The 21,053-nt window shown below is 35.9% G+C and carries 12 protein-coding genes; 9 read left to right on the top strand and 3 right to left on the bottom strand.

Going from position 1 to position 21,053, the window contains the following annotated elements:
* Positions 1-86: 86 nt before the first annotated feature.
* Both IC221_RS11880 and IC221_RS11885 read right to left on the bottom strand, forming a co-directional pair.
* The gene (locus IC221_RS11880) at positions 87-224 is read right to left on the bottom strand and encodes a hypothetical protein (RefSeq protein WP_188169179.1); all 138 of its coding nucleotides are present in this window, start codon (positions 222-224) and stop codon (positions 87-89) included.
* Positions 225-228: 4 nt separating this feature from the next.
* Positions 229-549, bottom strand: a complete 321-nt coding sequence (locus IC221_RS11885; RefSeq protein WP_188169180.1) for a hypothetical protein — start codon at positions 547-549, stop codon at positions 229-231.
* 368 nt (positions 550-917) lie between these two features.
* On the opposite strand from IC221_RS11885, the gene IC221_RS11890 reads away from it, so the two are divergent.
* From IC221_RS11890 to IC221_RS11900, 3 genes are all read left to right on the top strand, one after another.
* Entirely contained in the window at positions 918-2,198 is a 1,281-nt protein-coding gene (locus IC221_RS11890) for an MFS transporter (protein WP_188169181.1), read from the top strand.
* A gap of 132 nt (positions 2,199-2,330) precedes the next feature.
* Positions 2,331-4,322, top strand: a complete 1,992-nt coding sequence (gene nadE / locus IC221_RS11895) for an NAD(+) synthase (protein ID WP_188169230.1) — start codon at positions 2,331-2,333, stop codon at positions 4,320-4,322.
* Between the two features lie 137 nt (positions 4,323-4,459).
* On the top strand, positions 4,460-7,735 hold the full coding sequence (locus tag IC221_RS11900; RefSeq protein ID WP_188169182.1) for an amidohydrolase family protein: 3,276 nt from the start codon (positions 4,460-4,462) through the stop codon (positions 7,733-7,735).
* Positions 7,736-7,841: 106 nt separating this feature from the next.
* Here the strand turns inward: IC221_RS11900 and IC221_RS11905 are convergent, their stop codons facing one another.
* The gene (locus IC221_RS11905) at positions 7,842-8,450 is read right to left on the bottom strand and encodes an NADAR family protein (protein WP_188169183.1); all 609 of its coding nucleotides are present in this window, start codon (positions 8,448-8,450) and stop codon (positions 7,842-7,844) included.
* A gap of 256 nt (positions 8,451-8,706) precedes the next feature.
* Here IC221_RS11905 and rpsA point away from each other — a divergent pair, with 256 nt between their 5' ends.
* From rpsA to IC221_RS11935, 6 genes are all read left to right on the top strand, one after another.
* Positions 8,707-10,488 carry a 30S ribosomal protein S1 gene (gene rpsA, locus IC221_RS11910; protein ID WP_188169184.1) on the top strand — a complete coding sequence of 594 codons (1,782 nt, stop codon included), beginning with the start codon at positions 8,707-8,709 and terminating at the stop codon, positions 10,486-10,488.
* Between the two features lie 755 nt (positions 10,489-11,243).
* The gene (locus tag IC221_RS11915) at positions 11,244-13,775 is read left to right on the top strand and encodes a TonB-dependent receptor (RefSeq protein ID WP_188169185.1); all 2,532 of its coding nucleotides are present in this window, start codon (positions 11,244-11,246) and stop codon (positions 13,773-13,775) included.
* A 27-nt stretch (positions 13,776-13,802) separates the two neighbouring features.
* On the top strand, positions 13,803-15,236 hold the full coding sequence (locus IC221_RS11920; RefSeq protein WP_188169186.1) for a hypothetical protein: 1,434 nt from the start codon (positions 13,803-13,805) through the stop codon (positions 15,234-15,236).
* A 407-nt stretch (positions 15,237-15,643) separates the two neighbouring features.
* Complete coding sequence (locus tag IC221_RS11925) at positions 15,644-18,205, top strand: TonB-dependent receptor (protein WP_188169187.1); 2,562 nt, start codon at positions 15,644-15,646, stop codon at positions 18,203-18,205.
* A gap of 18 nt (positions 18,206-18,223) precedes the next feature.
* Positions 18,224-19,360, top strand: a complete 1,137-nt coding sequence (locus IC221_RS11930; protein ID WP_188169188.1) for a hypothetical protein — start codon at positions 18,224-18,226, stop codon at positions 19,358-19,360.
* Between the two features lie 253 nt (positions 19,361-19,613).
* Complete coding sequence (locus IC221_RS11935; protein ID WP_188169189.1) at positions 19,614-21,023, top strand: NADP-dependent isocitrate dehydrogenase; 1,410 nt, start codon at positions 19,614-19,616, stop codon at positions 21,021-21,023.
* Positions 21,024-21,053 lie beyond the last annotated feature (30 nt).

Below are 21,053 nucleotides of genomic sequence, written 5' to 3' on the forward strand. Positions count from 1 at the left end.
ATTTAGCCGGAACTAGCCGTGGCCATCATGATTTTGATGGCTTTTTTTATTTTTTAAAATTGGATTAAAACATAAAAATTCTTTTCTTACGGATCAAATAAAAACAGGTTCTCTATTGATCCTTCAATATCCCCCTCTTTATAAGCATAGTAATAACCCATTGACTCTAACTTCTCTTTTATTTCTTCCCCTAAACTCCCCCCATTTTCAAGACATTTTTCCATATCATTAGGTTACAAAAACTGGTGTTCCTTTCCACTTATGATTTGCAAAGGAAAACGAGGGAAAGTATTTAACAAAATCACTATTTACTATATTTTGAGGGCTAATAGTTTCAATCTGATATTTACCTACAGAAGAACCCAAAAAGTTGATATTTATATAATCCTGTTCCTCAAAATCAGCTTCAACACCAAGAATATCTCTACTATTTCCCTCCCACCAAACCTCTCTAGAATAACTTGTTAAGTAAAAAAAAGATAGCAACTTCCAAAAAAGAAAGACAGTGATGCTCACCAAAAAAGCAGACCAAGTATACCGTTTTTTCATAATATTGATAAAAAGGAAATGTACCCAAATCAAACAAAGTAAAACCAGCATTATGGTTAAGACTATTGAAATAATCATAAATACATGCATTCAGTTAAAAAAGGAAACTTCATTCCATGATAAATTAAAAAATAATTTAAGTACTACAATTTTTAACTAGATTAATTCCTCTTAATTATAAATCAAAATGTAATGAGGGGAAAATTACTCTTAATTCATGTAATGATATATATTTCAAAGAAAAACAGCACAAGAGACTTCTCTTTGGCTAAAATCATACTACTATTCGTTAAATCAGTACCAATTATATTCATCTGTAAAAGGGATATTTGTTTGAAGCATGAATTATTTCAACAAATATTTTTTATATGGCAACGGTAGCGACACAACAGGAACAACAATCCATTTCATTAAAATCAATTCTAGCTGTTTTTTCAGCAGGAGCCTTCTTTTTTTATAGCTTCATACAAATGACGCTTTTTAGTACTGAAGCGATGAAAGGTTTTTTCATGGACAAATTGGCATTAAGTACAGTTTCAGAATTTGGATCTTTTGCAGGTACTTTTCTTTACGGAACGGTATTATTATTAATTCCTGTTGGCGTACTTCTCGATAAAGTTTCTGTCAAAAAAGTGGTATTAAGTATGTGTGCCGTTGCCGTGGTTAGTGTTTTTGGAACTGCATTAACTGATAACGTTTTAATTGCCTCTGTCCTACGATTCACACTTGGAATAGCACATTGTGTAGCATTTATGGCTCCTTTCCGATTAGCTCCAAGATGGTTTCCTTCTTCTAAACTAGCCTTAGTTTCAGGTCTTTTAGTGACATTTGCGGTTTTTGGAGGTTGGGTTTCAGGCTCACCTGTTTTAATGCTTTTGGATCATTTCGGAGGAGATACAACCATGCTAATCAATGGTGGCATTGGTATTTTCATTCTAGTTTTGATTGCTCTTTTTGTTAAAGACAGTCCTTCTGAAGAGGGTGTTCGTAATGAAAACGAAAACGGTTTATCATTGATAGAAGGATTAAAGTTGGCCGCTTCAAATTCTCAAAACTGGCTAGCGGGTCTTTACATCGGTTTATTAAACCTTTCTGTTCTTCTACTAGGAGCAGTTTGGGGAACCACATATCTTAAATTCGTCAATCCAGATTTTTCAGAAGCTACTTCTACTGGTATTATTGGGATGATTTTTATCGGGACTATGATCGGTTCACCTTTGTGTGGATGGATCTCTGATCAATTACAATCTAGAAAGAAAGCCATGCTGGGAGGCGGTATTTTATCATTAATTATTATGCTGCTGATCATGTTCCCAATTTCCACTGGAGCCACTTACTTTTATACCTTGTTTTTATTATTAGGGATTATCACTGCAGCTCAAACAATTGGTTACCCCGTAATTGGTGAATCAAACAGTGATGAAGTTTTAGGTACAGCAAATGGTTTATCGGCAGTTGTATTAATGGGTATTGGAGCTGTTGGGCAACCTTTATTCGGATGGTTAGTTTCTTATTTTGGTGGACATGAAAATTCAACTCCAGAAGTTTTACAGACAGCTTTTCAAGCTGCAATTTGGGTGATGCCGATAGCTTTTATATTGGCTTGTATCTGTTCAATTGTATTAAAAGAAACATTCAAGAAAGTATAACACTTTTGTCATTGCATATAGTGAGAGACATGTATCAAACATGTCTCTTTTTTATTTTCGTAAGATTTCACACTCCATTTTCATCTAAATAAATCGTACATTTGCTCAAAATAGAATGACAGATTATTTATGATGAATTTATATAAAGTTGGTGGTGCTGAACTGAATCAGACTCCATTGGATTGGAACAACAACTTTCAGAATATATTACAGGCGATTAATACAGCCAAAGATGAAAATGTAAGCATTTTATGTCTTCCTGAATTATGTTTATCAGGGTATGGATGTGAAGATGCTTTTTACTCTCCCAATACCGAACAGCAATCTCTAAAATTACTAGGTGATTTATTGCCTCATACCAAAGATATTGTTATTTCAGTTGGGCTTCCATTACGACATAAAAACAAATTATATAATACTGTTGCTTTGATTGCAGACCAAAAGATTTTAGGGTTTGTGGCAAAGAAACATTTAGCAGGAAACGGCATTCATTATGAACCAAGATGGTTTACGCCTTGGGAAGGTGGTGAGGTTTCAGAAATCAAATTAGATCAATCATACGAAAATACTTTAGGTGCATCTACTTTCCCTATCGGGGATTTATTATTTGATGTGAATGGCATTCGTATTGGTTTTGAGATTTGCGAAGATGCATGGGTAGCCAATCGACCGGGTCGTTCTCTTTATCAAAATGGGGTTGATATTATTCTAAACCCCTCTGCTAGTCACTTTGCTTTTGATAAATTGGATGTTCGTAAGCGTTTTGTATTAGAAGGTTCAAGAGCCTATGGTGTGGGATATATTTATGCCAATTTATTAGGTAACGAATCTGGAAGAGCGATTTATGATGGTGGTGTAATGATCGCCTTATCAGGAAATCTATTAGCAATCAGTAAGCGCTTTTCTTTCAAAAACTGTAAAGTTACAACAGCTACTTTTGATTTGGATATTGCCCGTTTAGCTCAAATTCAGAGCCATACTTCTAATACGGGAACTTCTAATATTGAAGTGATTAATTCTGACTTTACCATTCCTCAAACGGTACCTGAAAAGCATTCTCCTTCTGAAGCATCATGGGAGCATTCAAAGTATATTAAAGAGGAAGAATTTGGACGAGCGGTAGCCTTAGGTCTTTTTGATTATATGCGTAAAAGTTATTCAAAAGGCTTTGTAGTTTCACTTTCAGGTGGCGCTGACTCTTCAGCCATCGTGACGTTAATTCACTTGATGATTGAGATGGGCGTTGAAGATTTAGGATTAGAAGGGTTTAAAGAAAAATTAGGTTACTTCAATTCTTTAAAGGACTGCAACTCTATCAAAGAAATTTGTAATAAAGTATTGACTACTGCTTACCAACCGACTGAAAACAGTGGTGATGTGACATTCAACGCTGCAAAGTCATTAGCGGAAGCAGTTGGAGCTACTTTCTACAATGTAAATGTCAATCCAATGTTCAAAGGTTATTTAAATGCCATTGAAAAAGCCATTGACCGTGAATTGACTTGGGAGCAAGACGATATTACTTTACAAAATATTCAAGCGAGAGTTCGTGCCCCTTCGGTTTGGATGTTGGCAAATATCAACGGAGCCTTACTCCTCTCTACTTCCAACCGTTCTGAAGCTGCCGTGGGTTATGCTACTATGGACGGTGATACGAGTGGAGGTTTAAGCCCAATTGCAGGTATTGACAAGAATTACTTGAGAAGCTGGTTGAGATGGATGGAAAAAGACGGTTTGGATGGTAAATGGAACATCCCTGCACTTTCATTCGTCAATGAACAACAGCCTACTGCTGAACTTCGCCCTGCCGATTCTAAACAAACGGATGAAGCGGATTTAATGCCTTATGATGTATTGGAAGAAATTGAAAAATTAGCCATTCGTGATAAGAAATCACCGCAAGAATGCCTTCTTTTCGTTCAAGCTAATCACCCTGACACTCCTAGAGAAACTGTACATCAATGGATTACGAAGTTCTTTAGACTATGGAGCAGAAATCAATGGAAACGTGAGCGTTATGCTCCTTCTTTCCACTTGGATGACAAAAACCTTGACCCTAAGACTTGGTGTAGATTCCCTATTTTAAGTGGTGGGTTTGCATCTGAGCTTTCTGATTTGAAATAAAAAAACATCATTCCCTTTTTTTACCAATTCATGGGGAATGTACATTAATATCACAAGGGCTAAAACCCTTATTCTGGGCGGGCAGACACTTAGGTCTGCCCCTACGGAACAATTCAATTAACTTCTAATTATTATAAATGAAATTTCAATTAACCAATTTATTAATCCTGCTCTTTGCTTTGGCGACTTTCGCTCAGGAAAAAGAAGAGAAATGGGATATTACGAAACCTCAGCGTGAGGTAAAAAGTGTAGACTTCGAGACAGATGAAGGCACATGGATGAATTTGGATATCAGTCCTGACGGAAAAACTATCGTTTTTGATATGTTAGGCGATATTTACTCAATGCCGATTACCGGAGGTGATGCAAAGTTACTTCGTGGTGGTTTGGCTTGGGAATCACAACCTAAGTTTTCTCCTGATGGAAAGAAAATTGTTTTCACTTCAGATGCAGGTGGTGGTGACAACATTTGGGTAATGGACAGTGATGCTCAAAATCCTAAGCAAGTCACTAAAGAAAAATTCCGTTTGACCAACAACCCTACTTGGAGTGAAGACGGACAATACATTATCGCTCGTAAGCACTATACCTTCACAAGATCTTTGGGAGCTGGTGCATTATGGATGTATCACATTTCTGGTGGTGAAGGTATCGAATTGGTTCCTCGTAAAAATGAGCAACAGGATATCAACCAACCTGTCGTTTCTGCGGATGGGAAATACATGTATTATGTTGAAGACGTTTATCCAGGTGGCTTCTTCCAATACAATAAAGATCCAAACAGTCAGATTTACATCATTAAGTCTTACAACAGAATCAATGGTGAAATCAAAACTGTAGTTAGTGGTCCTGGTGGAGCCATCGGTCCAATGCCTTCTCATGATGGTAAAAAATTATCTTTTATCAGAAGAGTTCGTGACAAATCGGTTTTATTTATCCATGATTTTGAAATGAACAGTCAACGTCCACTTTTTGATCAATTAGAAAAAGATCAACAAGAAGCTTGGGCGATTTTTGGACCTTCTCCAAAATATGCATGGACTCCCGATGATAAATACATTGTACTTTGGGGTAAAGGCGGACAAATTTGGAAAGTAGATGTTGCGACTGGCAAAGGGGAAATCATTCCTTTTAAAGCCAATATTCACCAAGAATTCACTGCATCACTTCGATTCAAACATGAAGTGGCTCCAGATCAATTTACAGCAAAGGCATTGAGAAATGTAATCACTTCAAAGGATGGTAAGAAGATCTATTTCCATGCTGCAGGTTATTTATATGAAAAGAAATTACCTAAAGGAAAACCGGTTCGATTGACTTCTCAAACAGATGCTTTCGAATACGAGCCTCATATTTCACCTGACGGAAGTAAAATGGTTTATACTTCTTGGTCAGATAGCGAAAAGGGTAAAATTCATTTCATTGATTTAACCGCTAAAAAAGTAAACCCTACTACTTTAGAATTACCAAAAGGTATTTACCGTAGACCTCAGTTTTCAAAAGACAATGAAACGATCGTTTTTATTAAAGAAAGAGGGAACAATCAACAAGGCTATGCTTATACAAAGGAAACTGGCATTTATACAGTAAATATTAATGATATAAATACATTAAAAAGAGTAGTTGAAGAAGGAGATTTCCCTCAGTTTAATGTAACTGGCGATCGTATTTTCTATCAAACAGGTGGTTTCTTCTTTGGTAGTTTAAAGAAAGCTTTCAAAAGTGTTGATTTAAACGGCCAAGACAAAAGAGTGCACTTCACTACTAAATATACCAATCAGTTTGTACCATCTCCAGACAACAAATGGATTGCATTTACAGAGTTATTTAAAGTCTATATTGCTCCAATGCCAATGGCTGGAAAAGCAATTGATTTATCATCTGGCACAAAAGCAGTTCCGGTAGCACAAGTGGCTAAAGATGCAGGTTATAATATTCATTGGTCTGGTGATAGCCAAAAATTACATTGGTCATTGGGTAACGAATACTTTACGACTTCACTTCAAGAAGTTTTCTCTTTTGTAGAAGGTGGAAATGAAAAAGCAGTAGAGCCAAAATCGGAAGGTATTGAAATCAACCTTGAATTAGAAAGTGCTAAACCTTCTACATCTTATGCACTAACAAATGCTAGAGTCATTACGGTTAATGCTAAAAATGAAGTGTTAGAAAATGCTACTATTCTTGTAAAAGAAAATAGAATTGTTGCGATTGGAACTGATGTACAAGTTCCATCAGGAGCGAAAGTGATTGATTGCAAAGGGAAAACGATTATGCCGGGTATTGTGGATGCCCACGCTCACTTGGGTGCTTTCCGTTTGGGAATGAGTGCACAACAAAACTGGCCTTATTATGCCAACCTTGCTTACGGTGTAACGACAACACACGATCCTTCTGCTAACTCTGAAATGGTATTCAACCAATCAGAAATGGTGAGAACAGGTGCTATGGTTGGTCCAAGAATCTACTCTACAGGTGTGATTCTTTATGGAGCAGATGGTGATTTCAAAGCCAATATCAACTCATTGGAAGATGCTCGTTCGGCAATCAGAAGAACAAAAGCATGGGGAGCTATTTCTGTAAAGTCTTACAATCAGCCTAGACGTGAGCAAAGACAACAGGTGATCAAAGCTGCGGAAGAAGAAGGAATCATGGTGGTTCCTGAAGGCGGTTCAACTTTCTATCATAATATGACGATGATTTTAGATGGTCATACTGGTGTAGAACACAACATTCCAATTACTCCTGTTTTCAATGATGTTCAAAATCTTTGGGCAAAAACGGAAGTGGGCTACACTCCTACTTTGATTGTGAACTATGGCGGTATTAATGGAGAATATTACTGGTACCAACATACCAACGTTTGGGAAAAAGAAAGATTATTGAACTTCACGCCTAGAGCAATTATTGACAGCCGATCTAGACATAGAACGATGGTTCCAGAAAGCGAATACAAAATTGGTCATATCGCCACTTCTGAATCTGCAAAAATGTTATCAGATAAAGGTGTAAAAGTAAACCTTGGTGCTCACGGTCAAATTCAAGGTATCGGTGCACACTGGGAACTTTGGATGTTAGCACAAGGAGGAATGTCTCCTTTAGAAGCCATCCGTTCTGCTACCTATAATGGTGCTCATTATTTAGGATTAGATGCTGATGTGGGTTCTTTAGAAGAAGGAAAACTAGCAGATCTTATTATTATGGATAAAAACCCATTAGAGGATATTCATAATACTGAATTTATCGATAAAGTAATGATCAACGGAGAGCTTTATGACGCTGAAACGATGCATAATGTAAATGGTGAAGAACGCCATAAATTCTATTGGGAAGAGGAAAGCTATAATGCTTCTTTCCCTTGGCATGAAGCTTCACAAGGCTTTACGGTTCCAAAATGTGGATGTAGTTTGCATTAGAACCTAACCTTATATATAAGAATGCCCCTTTGTCTGATTATCCAAACAAAGGGGCATTTTTCATAAACCCACGACTTAATTCGTGGGCCGTTGATGGAATACTTCTTTATAACGTCATGAATTCAGAAAGAGCTTTCTTTACCTTCTTGTGATCAAAACCCACCTCATTTATAAAGTCTCGAGTTTCCATCAAGGCGAAACCTAACAAATTTAATCCTCTCCAGCTATTGACATCATTTGCACTTTCACTGTCCTTCGTCAAACCTATCCCCCATATAGTATCTACAGGACTCGCCTCCACTAAAACTCTTGATTGAGTGTTTAAAAGATATTTTCCTAAATCTTGATTTTGAGTAAATTTATAAATATTCCCTTTGGTGACAATTTCATATCGATATTGTTTCCATAAAGATTCATCAAAGTTTCTCACTTTCCTCCCTAAAGCCTTCGCTTCACCAGGCTTTTTACAATTGATAATTTGATTATAAATCTCCGTATCATTAAATAGTTTAGCCTTTTGAGCCATCATCCAATGCTCAGTAGATTTAAAAGTAATTCCATCCACTTCAAAGTCACTTTCAAACCACTGACTAAAACAGAAATTACCTACTTCTTGATTTTTTGATTTAGTATGTCCCCAAAAGAAGAGATATTTTACAGATTCATTATTATTGACTTTGTTCTGAAGCCACTCCAAACTATAATTTGCTTTCATTTTATGTTTATGATTAGTTTATTATGGCATAAAGTTAAATATTCCTCTGCTATTATTACTCCTTAACGCTTTAATTCCTTCCAAATCTTCCGATTAAAAAATTATTTTCCTACCTTTGCGTGCTGATTTACACGTACTAGCTCTGTAAGACAGTTGTTAATCCACGTACTAGCTCTGGATTTTCATTAATCATTTATCATAAATCTCTTGCGTAATAGCACTAGCGTAAGGGCGTAAACAGTGCTCATATATTATTATGTCAGAACAATCACAAGACTTCAACTGGGACGAGTTTGAAAACTCACAATCGGCATTCGGCGATGGTTACTCAGCAGCAGAAAAAGAAGAAATGCTTAAAATGTACGAAGGTACATTAAACCAACTTAATGAAAAAGAAGTTGTTAAAGCATCTGTAGTATCTATTACTGATCGTGATGTAGTATTAAACATCGGTTTCAAATCTGATGGTTTAGTTCCTTCAAACGAATTCCGTGACACTCCAGACCTAAAAGTAGGTGATGAAGTTGAGGTATTTGTTGAGCAACAAGAAGACAATAACGGTCAACTTGTTCTTTCTAGAAGAAAAGCAAAAATCGTTCGCGCTTGGGAGAATATCCAAAATGCTCTTGATAACGACGTTGTTATCGAAGGTGTTGTTAAGCGTAGAACTAAAGGTGGTCTTATCACTGATATTTTCGGAATCGAGGCGTTCTTGCCAGGTTCTCAAATTGATGTGAAGCCTATCCGTGACTTCGACGTATTTGTAGGTAAGAAGATGGAATTGAAAGTAGTTAAAATTAACTACGCTAACGATAACGTTGTTGTTTCTCATAAGATCCTTATCGAGAAGGATTTGGAAGAGCAAAAACAACGCATCTTGAACAACCTAGAAAGAGGTCAAATCTTGGAAGGTGTGATCAAAAACATGACAAACTTCGGTGTATTCATCGATTTAGGTGGTGTAGATGGTCTTCTTCACATTACAGACATCTCTTGGGGACGTATCTCTCATCCAGAGGAAGTATTGCAGCTTGACCAAAAAGTTAACGTTGTTGTACTTGACTTTGATGATGATAAGAAGCGTATCTCATTAGGTATGAAACAACTTACTTCTCACCCTTGGGATTCTCTTGGTGCTGATGTTGAAGTTGGAGCTAAAGTTAAAGGTAAAATCGTAAACGTTGCTGATTACGGTGCGTTCTTAGAAATCATGCCAGGCGTTGAAGGTCTGATCCACGTTTCTGAAATGTCATGGTCACAACACTTACGTAACCCTCAAGACTTCATCAAAGTTGGTGACGAAATCGAAGCAGTTGTATTAACTATCGATCGTGACGAGCGTAAGATGTCATTAGGTATCAAGCAATTGACTGAAGATCCTTGGACTAAGAAAGATCTTTTAGAGAAGTATGCTGTAGGTACTAAGCACTCAGGTGTTGTTCGTAACTTAACTAACTTCGGTTTATTCCTTGAGTTAGAAGAAGGTATCGACGGTTTAGTACACGTTTCCGACCTTTCATGGACTAAGAAAATCAAGCACCCATCTGAATTCATCAAGCAAGGTGAAAAATTAGATGTTGTTGTTCTTGAAATCAACCCTGAAGAGCGTCGTTTAGCGTTAGGTCACAAGCAGTTAGAAGAGAACCCTTGGGAACACTTCGAAACAGTATTTACTCCTGATTCTGTACATAAAGGTACAATTATCTCTAAGTCAGATAAAGGTGGTGTGATCGAGTTACCTTACGGTATCGAAGGATTCTCAATCTCTAAGAACCTTAAGAAAGAGGACGGATCTAACCCTGAAACTGGTGAGTCATTAGACTTCAAAGTTTTAGAATTCTCTAAAGAGGACAAGAAGATCATCCTTTCTCACGTTCACGTTTACAACGAGTCAGCAGCTACTTCTGCTCCTAAGAAAGCAGCTTCTAAGAAAGGTGGTGCGAAAGCAGCTCCAGCATCAAACGAAGAAGCTACAACTTCTTTAGGTGATTTAGATGCTCTTGCAAACTTGAAAAGTCAAATGAAAGACAAAAAATAATTAAGACTACTTAATTATAAGTCTTTTATAAGCTATAGGTCCCTCCTAGTTACGACGGTAACTGGGAGGGTTATTTTTTGCCCAAGATTTAATGCTTGAAAACTAATTTCTTTTTTTCTAATCAATCTTTCTACAAGATTCATAAGGTCTACTTTCAAGTTCCCTTAAGAGCCTAATATTTAATTTACACGTTTAATTAAACGAATATTTAAAGTGTTTCTATTTTTCAAAACACTAAGCAAAAGACTACACTATGTTATATGTATAACCTGATAGTATTTGCTTTTACACCTCCTATCACTCAATGTATTTGAATTCAATTACTTAAAATGTATTAAACACTGCACTCCTATTTTGTTAAAAAGAGAAGCTAAACCTCCATTTCACACTTAATTTCTCTTAAATACCTACTAATTCAGTAGAATATAAATGAATAATTACTCATTATGTTAATTTTATAATGATAAATGTAATATCACAACCTTTATACAGTATATTATTTTACATATTCAAGATTGAACAAAATTAACAACATGTAATTCATATTAAATTATATTAATTTTTACAAAAACCAATGTTAAGCCTAAGTAAATTAACGTTTGTTTGATAGTTGTAATTCGCTCATTATCAGTTATATATAATTTTACAGTGATTAAGTTGCATTAATTATGGTAATTATTGTAAAAATATAGCATAGTTTTGCCCTCGAAATCTAATTCAAATTTATTTATCTAATTAAACAAACTTATTCTTTTATGAAAAAGTCGTTTATGTTACTTCTGTCATTCATAGTTTCATTATCTCTTTTTGCACAAGAGGTATCTACAACTATTGAAGGTAAAGTTATTGACGGAGCAACTGGTGAAGCAGTTATCGGTGCTTCAATTGTACTAAAAGGAACTACTGTTGGTACAATCTCTGATTTCGATGGAGAGTTTAAATTAAAAACTTCAAGAAACGGTAAGCAAACTGTTATCATCTCATTTGTTGGCTTGACAACAATTGAGAAAGAGGTCACACTTAATGGTACAGCAGTTAACTTTGGTGAAATTACTTTGGCATCTGATGCTATTGGTCTAGCAGAAGTAGAAGTTATCGCTTCGGTTGCTATTGATCGTAAAACGCCAGTAGCTGTATCAACAATTAATCCTGAGAGATTAGAAACAAAATTAGGAACTAAAGAATTCCCTGAAATATTAAAATCAACTCCTGGTATCTATGCTACAAAGCAAGGTGGTGGATTTGGTGATGCTCGTGTGAACATTCGTGGTTTTAACTCAACTAACGTTGCCGTTATGATCAATGGTGTTCCAGTAAACGACATGGAAAATGGTACTGTATACTGGTCAAACTGGGCAGGTCTTTCTGATGTAGCTCGTACAATCCAAGTACAAAGAGGTTTAGGTGCTTCTAAAGTTGCTGTTCCTTCTGTTGGTGGTACTATTAACGTTATCACAAAAACTACAGACGCTGAAAAAGGTGGTTCATTGTACTATGGTATTGGTAATGATGGTAGACAGAAAATGAGTGTCAACTTATCAACTGGTAAAATGGACAATGGTTTTGCTGTAACTTTTGCAGGGTCAAGAACTACTGGTAACGGATATGTAGATGCAACAGCATTTGAAGGTTATTCTTACTTTATGAATATTTCGAAGGAGATCAATAAAAATCATATGCTTTCATTTACTGCATTTGGTGCTCCTCAAGTTCACGGTCAAAGATCTGGTAGAGATGAGGGCGTTGTTGACTACCAAAAATATGGAAGAAGATACAATCCAGATTGGGGCTACTTAGATGGTCAAGTGTACAACATGAACACTAACTTCTATCACAAACCACAAATCTCACTAAACCACTACTGGAAAATCAATGAGAAATCTAACGTCTCAACTTCAATTTACTACTCTCTAGGAACTGGAGGTGGTACTGGTTTATTAGGTGATGATAAATCAAATAATACTGATTATAGAAGAAATGATGGTTTGATTGACTTTGAAGCAATCAGAGATGATAATATTGCAGCAGCTGCAAGAGGTGAAAGTGCATCAACTATACTTAGGTCTTCGAACAACAATCATACTTGGGTAGGTGGTATATCAACGTATGACAATAAGTTAACGGACTACCTAACAGTAATGGCAGGTATTGATATTAGATACTATTATGGTGAGCATTACCGTCAAGTGGAAGATTTATTAGGCGGCACTTACTTTACAAGTGATGACAATATCAACGACCTTGGCAGAAAAACTGTTGTTGGAGATAAAGTAGGTTACAATAACGATGGTGAAGTATGGTGGACAGGTGCTTTTGGGCAATTAGAATACTCTAAAGACAAATTATCTGCTTTTGTTTCTGGTGCAATTTCAAACACTTCTTATACAAGATATGACTACTTCCAATATACACCTGAAAATCAAGAATCTAAAACACTTGACTTCCTAGGTTTTAGTGGTAAAGGTGGTGTAAACTACAATTTAACTGACAACCATAATGTATTCTTCAATACTGGATATATTTCAAGAGCTCCTTTCTTCGGAACTGCTTTCCCAGGTCACCAAAATATTCCTAATGAAGATGCAGAGAACGAAAAAATCTTATCTTTTGAATTAGGTTATGGTTACCGTTCTGCAAAATTGAAAGCAAATGTGAACATCTACCATACAAAATGGCAAGATCAATCATTTAGAGTTCAAGCTGGTCAGGAAGGTAGTGCTAACATCTTAGGTCTGAATTCAACTCACCAAGGTATTGAAGTTGATGCTAACTACAAAGTGAATCATAAGTTAACATTCACTGCAATGCTTTCAATTGGAGATTGGCAATATGACAATGATATCAGAGACATTCCTGTATTTGATGACAACAACAACATTGAAGAATATATCAATGTATACCTGAAAGATATCAAAGTAGGTAACTCTGCTCAAACTACAGCAGCATTAGGTGCTAACTATGAATTAATCAAAGGTTTAAGAATTGGAGCGGACTTCAACTTCTTCGGCGACAACTATGCTGATTTCGACCCAACAGATCGTACAGATTCAGAAGATAGAGCACAATCTTGGAGATTAGAAGATTACTCAGTTGTTGATATGAACATCAACTACAAATTCAAACTTGGTAAGTTAGATACTTCTATCTTCGGTAACATTGACAACATCTTTGACACTACCTATATCACTGATGCAACTGATGGAACTGATCACACTGCATTATCTGCAAGACAAGTTTACTACGGTTGGGGTAGATCTTGGAGCATGGGTATGAAATTAAAATTCTAATCTGAAACCATTCAATTTATTCGAAAAATGAAAAAATCATTAATATATATTCTTGCTATTGTTGCTGGACTTTATTCATGTGATCCTTACAAGGATTTGAATGATTCAGTAAAACAAGATTTATCAGATCAAAGAGATGATGAGTCTATTCCTGATGCATTTGAAATTTCATCAGAGGATATGGTTTTCTTCAGTGTGAAAGAAGCTCAAGATTCAATTCCTAATTACCTTAAGGAAAACTATACTGCAAGTAAGTTCACTGACGGTAGAATTGTTGAGGTGACTTATACAGTTGAAATGAAAAACATGACTCCTAAGAGTTTCTTTACAGACAGCGATTACGCTATTGCTGGTAACGAGTTTTGTAAAGAAGAGGCAGGTTGGTCTATTGACACATTGAAATTTGAAGATGCAGAAGTAGAAATCACATTAGAAAGTGCTGATTATACTTACCTAGGTTTTAGATTCCCTAACTTCAGTGATGATGACTATGATGAAGGTGCTTACTTAGGTTACACTTACTCAAGCAGAATTGAAGCAATGATCAGTGATGTTCTTGAAACACAACGTAGTGCCGATAGAACAAAATCTACTGCTGTAATCTTTGATGTGTATGATGGTGATACGTTTACAGATACTTTAGTATTCAAAGCTGATACTTTAAAAGGATGTGCATACCACTTCTTACCTTCAGATGATGTAGAAGCTAAGATCACAACAATCTTCAATTCTAAATACCCTGATCAAGCAAAAGACTCTCAAAGTGCAGCAGTGTACAAAGTGGGTGACATCGGAGGTGAAGTAATGGAGTATTCTGAATTTTTCCAAAAAGACGAAACTTCAGTTTGGAAAAAAATCGCTGAAGAAGACTTGACTCAAGAATACTATACACTTGCAAAAGAAGATTATGATAGCTTCGGTTTCAAATATCCTAACTTCTCTAGCTCTGTAAAACAAGAGAATTACCTTCCAAGATTCTTAGCTGGTAAGTTCCCATATGCTCAAGAGAACGATAACATTAGAATCAAATATGATTACTATAGCGGAGGTACTACTGAGCAGATTGTTGAATATACTTTCATGGAAGGAGCTTGGAAACAAGTTGCTCCATATGCTGAAGAAAGTACAAATATGGACAAATTCAAATACAAGCATGACGAAGCTTCTTGGGCTCACTCACAAACTGTTGTAATTGAGCTTAAAGATGCAGACTACGAATTAACTGGAGATGATAAGTACAAAAACTTTGGTTGGGGTGACGAGCCAGGTGAATACAATGGCAAAGAAGTTGACAACATCAACGATGCTAAAATCATCCATATCTTAACAGAAAACTATAGTGACTTAGCAAAACCTGATCAAGAAGTGTCAGTGTCTTACAAATTCTACAATGGTTCACATAGTGTACAAACAAGACTATTTATTTATGACGCTACCTTAGAAACTTGGGTACGTATATAATCTAGCCATTGGCTAATCATAATTTATCCTACTACTCTACTTTTACTTAGTAAAACGTGAGTAGTAGGATTTTTTTAACCAAAGAATTCCATTTGTACTTCTTACCTATTACAGCGAGAGCACTAATTATTTATTACATTAGAAAAAAACATAAGCTACTTACTCCTTTACTATCCAAATTACAACACTAATATTCAATATCTTACATGGCATTTCGTTGTGTTATGGAACTATATAAAGTCTTCATGTAACTTTTTCGTGTTATCCTTTTGAAATTCTACAAACTATACACCTACCTATCGAAGAAATACTTTTAAATATTTATATTAGGTTAAAATTTTAAAGAGAAAATTTTTCAAAAAATTAACTATAAAAATTACTCTTCAATTATTAATTAACTATTTCTTATGAAAAAGGCTACATTGCTGCTTCTATGTACTATAGCAAGTCTTTCGCTTTATGCACAGGAAGTAACTACTGTAATTAAAGGTACCGTAATTGAAAAAGATGTTGCTCAACCTGTCATAGGTGCATCTATCGTAATCGAAGGTACAACTATTGGAACTACATCAGATTTCGATGGGAATTTCATTCTCAAAACCTCCAAATCTGGTGACGCCAACCTAATTATTTCCTTTATAGGATTACAATCTATCAAAAAGCAAATCTCATTAAATGGTAAAGAAACCGACCTTGGGCAAATGGAAATGGCTTCTGATGCAATTGGATTAGCAGAAGTGGAAGTAGTAGCCTCTATTGCCGTCGACCGTAAAACTCCTGTAGCTGTTTCAACGATTAAGCCTGAGGCATTAGAAGAAAAATTAGGTTCACAAGAATTTCCAGAAATCTTAAAGTCAACACCTGGCGTTTATGCTACAAAAGCAGGTGGTGGGTACGGTGATAGTAGAATAAACCTAAGGGGTTTTTCTTCTGAAAATATAGCGGTAATGATCAATGGAGTACCAGTCAATGATATGGAAAATGGAGCGGTTTTCTGGTCAAATTGGGCTGGTTTAGCAGATGTTACAAGATCAATGCAAGTTCAAAGAGGATTAGGAGCATCAAAAGTTGCAGTACCGTCCGTTGGAGGTACAATTAATATTTTAACGAAGACAACAGACGCTGAAAAAGGCGGAAATATTTTCTATGGTATCGGTAACAATGGATACAATAAAGTTGCTTTCACTGCTTCAACAGGTTTGACTGACAATGGTTGGGCAATTAGTATTTCAGGAGCAAGAACAGCAGGAAATGGTTTTGTAGATGGGACGCAATTCGAAGGATATTCTTACTTCGCTAACGTTTCAAAAGAGATCAATAAAAGCCATCAACTTGCCTTTACAGTCTTTGGTGCACCACAGGTACACGGGCAAAGGAGAAATAAGATGTTGTTATCTGATTTTAAGGAATCAGGAAGAGGAATTGTCTACAATGGAGATTGGGGGTATCGAAATGGACAAGTAGCCAATGTAAGAGAAAACTTTTACCACAAACCTCAAATGTCATTGAACTGGTATTGGAATATCAACGAAAAAATGGACCTCGCTACCGTAATATATGCTTCTATCGGTAATGGAGGCGGATCTGGAGGTGCTGGTATTGATAAATTCTCACCTAACATCAATAACCCTTGGAGGAGAGATGGCGTGATTGACTTTGATCGTATTGTCGATGAAAATATCGCTAAAGGCCGAGAAGGTTCGGAAACTGTTTTATATAACAGTGTCAATAATCATAAATGGTACGGCGGATTAGCCACACTTACTACCCAACTTTCAGAGCATATTAATTTTACTGGAGGCCTTGATATTAGATATTATGAAGGAAATCATTATCGTGAATTAAGAGACCTTCTTGGAGGTCAATTTTATACAGACCCATCCGTTGGAGGTGCAGAAGCTGGAGCTGTCGGTGCTGATCCTAGAGCTGTAAAGGTCGGTGATAAGATACAATATAATAACGATGGTAATGTTTGGTGGCAAAGTATAAATGCTCAAGCCGAATATTCTAAAGACGAACTTTCTGCATTTTTATCTGGGTCTATTTCGAATCAATCCTTCAAAAGAATTGATTACTTCCAAAAACGACCTGAAAATCAAGAAACGGAATGGCAAAACTTCTTTGGTTTCAATATAAAAGGTGGAGCTAATTATAATCTAACTGATGTACATAACGTATTTTTCAATGCCGGTTATTTCTCTAGACAACCTTTCTTCAATAGTGTTTTTCCAACATTTACCAATGATGTCAACGAAGGAGTTGTAAATGAAAAAGCACTCAGTTTTGAATTAGGTTATGGCTACAGAGGTAAATTAATATCAGGTAATATTAATTTCTATCACACTACTTGGAAAGATAAATACTATAGAGCATCGGTTCCTGTTGGTGGTGTTTCTTTCTCTGCCAATATTCCTGGTATCGACGCCGTACATATGGGTGTAGAAGTTGATTTTGTCATAAGACCAACCGATAAATTGAATATCACAGGTATGTTATCCGTAGGAGATTGGAAATGGGATAAAGATGTATTAGGCGTCCCTATCTTAGATGACACACAACAAGTTGTAGGTGAAGTGAATGTATTTGCCAAAGGTATTCATGTTGGTGATGCTGCACAAACTACAGCCGCTTTAGGTTTTAACTATAACATTATGGCGGGGTTAAAAGTAGGTGCAGACTGGAATATTTATGATCGTCTATTTGCAGATTTCAATGTTACCCAAATTGATTCAGAAGAAAATAGACAAGATGCTTGGCAAGTCCCTACTTACAACCTATTTGATTTAAATGCGAGTTACAAATTCGGTATTGGTAGCCTTGATGCAACATTTTACGCAAAAGTAAACAATGTATTCAACATCAAATATGTTTCTGATGCCTTTGATGGTGCTTCTCGTGATTGGGACACTGCCCTAGTGTTTTATGGAGCAGGCACTACTTGGACAACTAGTATCAAATTAAACTTCTAGTCATTTATACTCAAGATTATGAAAAGCATTTACAAATATATTGGGATAAGCTTAGCCTTGATATCAATCAATGCTTGTGATCCTTTAAAAGATATCAATGATCAAATTGTTGACGGAAGGCCGTCTAGTAATACAGATTATACACTTGTCGAGGACGATTACGATTTATCATGTAGTGAGGCTGTACAACGATTTAAAAGTTTCAGTAATGATGTACCACCTGATAATGACACATGTGGAGTGGCTCAAATTTTGAATCAAAAATTCCTAGGTGTCGAAGGTGATATTCTTAATGCAACGTATGACTTTTATAACCCTCTTTACAAGGGAACAACGGTACAGTATACAGCCACACAAGCAGATTATGATCGCTTCGGTAATTTCAATAATCTCAACCTCACGCAATCCATTATAGTTTGTGACTCTGTCTTTACACTTACATCAGGAAAACAAGCTGTTAAAACAGATATAGTTGCACTTACTGCTAATTATTACGATGGTAGAAATACAGCAAATGACACTTTAATTGAATATGTCTCTTTCGGAAGTCCTATATGGCATCAGATTTATGTCTTGCAAACCAATGATTATCAATTGATGGATCAGGCCACTAATCCAAATTATTTCACGAGCAAGAGTACAGCTATTGATCGAATTCCGGTGTGGTTAAAACTATACAGTGATCCATTTGCAAGTGCAGGAGACACAAGAATTATCCAATATATCGTTAGAGAGTTTGACGACGATAATAATGCTCAGTACAAAGATTACCTCGCTCAGTTTGATTACAATGGAGCAGAATGGGAGAATATCACTGATACTTCTCCTCAAACTTCGGCATTTAAATGGTCTGCTGAGACTTCTGATTGGGCAATATCACCTGTATATACTTTTATCAGACAGCCTGATGATACCGAACCTACTGATGGGAAAACGTATACACTTCAAGCTTCTGATTATACTTCAGTAGGTGAATCATTCCCTAACTTTGATACTAGAAATAATTCCCAAGAAGATATTGACAGAAAAATCGGTACTATTCTGAATTCTCAATCTGAAATAACTATAGAGGAAAATGATAATATCAAAGTTATCTATGCAGTCTACCCTGCTGGCAGTGCACCTACAGAGGGAGTATATAAAGCTACACTTTAATTGATAAAAGACATTCATAAGAATTATGCTCAAAAAACTATAAATGAGCACTTTAAATAATAGATAATTTTATCGCAGTTTCATTTTCGCAACTTTATTTTAAAAGTCATCTTCACTAAAAAATGGAGATGACTTTTCTTTTCTCAGTTTACTGTTATAATATTTGATTATGTTTATCATTAAAAGTATAAATAAAAACTAATGATTTATTTTCTTCATATTTGCGATGTAACCATTTAAAAACCTATTGCATATGAGTACATTAGAATTAGTTAGTAGAACAGAAGAAAAGAAAGTTAAAGTACCTGTAAAAATTGCTGTTGCTGAAGGAGATAGCATCGGTCCTGAGATCATGAGAGCCACTTTGAACATCTTAAATGAGGCAGGTGCTGAAGTAGAACCAGAGTTTATTGAACTCGGTGAAAAAGCATATTTAGCAGGAAAAACATCAGGTATCGACGAAGATGCTTGGGATATCATCAAGAATAACAAAATCATCCTAAAGGCTCCTATTACAACACCACAAGGAAAAGGATACAAGAGCTTAAATCTTACTCTAAGAAAAACATTGGGTTTATTTGCCAATGTCAGGCCTGTAGAAGCCTACTCTCCTTTTGTTCCTACTCACTTCCCAAAAATGGATGTGGTTATCATAAGAGAAAACGAAGAAAACTTATATGCAGGAATCGAACACAGACAAACCCAAGATGTATATCAATGCTTAAAACTAATTACTAGACCGGGTTGTGAAAGAACCATCAGATACGCTTTTGAGTACGCAAAAGTTTACAATCGAAAGAAGGTAACATGCATGGTTAAAGATAATATCATGAAAATTACCGATGGATTATTCCATAAAGTATTTGATAAAATCGCTCAAGAGTATCCTGAAATTAAAAACGAAGTACAGATTATTGATATTGGTTCTGCCAAACTTGCGGCTCAACCAGAAGATTATGATGTAATGTTTGAAGCAATTCATGGTTCTGCCCCAGATATAGCCGGTAAAAACATCGCCAATCCTTCAGGACTTTTAAATGCTGCTATCTCAATGCTCGCTCACATTGGACAAGCTGAAATTGGAGACAAGATCAAAAATGCTTGGTTATGTACGATCGAACAGGGTTATCATACTGCTGATATCTATAGAGAAGGCGTCAGTAGAAAGAAGGTAGGCACCGAAGAGTTTACAAATATCATTATTTCAAATCTTGAACGCATACCTAACCTTCTCCAAAAAAGTTTTAGTAGCTCGGGAAACAGAATAATAAATATTCCTGACTATATCAGAAAAGAGCAGAAAAAGGAATTGGTGGGTGTTGATGTATTTTTAGATTGGAAAGAAGCTGATCCTGATAAGCTTGGCAGTGTACTATCAAGACTTGACATCTATCAACTAAAGCTAAAAATGATTACAAATAGAGGTGTAAAAGTTTATCCAGAAGGATTAAGCGAAACGTATTGCACTGACCATTGGAGATGTAGGTTTGTGAGTAAAAGTGCCATTATCAATAAAGATGAGCCTGATTATAAGGCCATTGAATTTGAACATATCTTGGCTTTACAATCCGTATTACATCATCTAGGTTACGATGTTATTAAAACTGAGAATCTTTATGAGTTTGAAGGTCATAGAGGTTTCTCTTTAGGCCAAGGCGAGTAAGCAAAAATAAACCCACTGAACGTGTATATC

This window comes from Flammeovirga sp. EKP202, assembly GCF_014534745.1.
Classification (GTDB): Bacteria; Bacteroidota; Bacteroidia; order Cytophagales; family Flammeovirgaceae; genus Flammeovirga.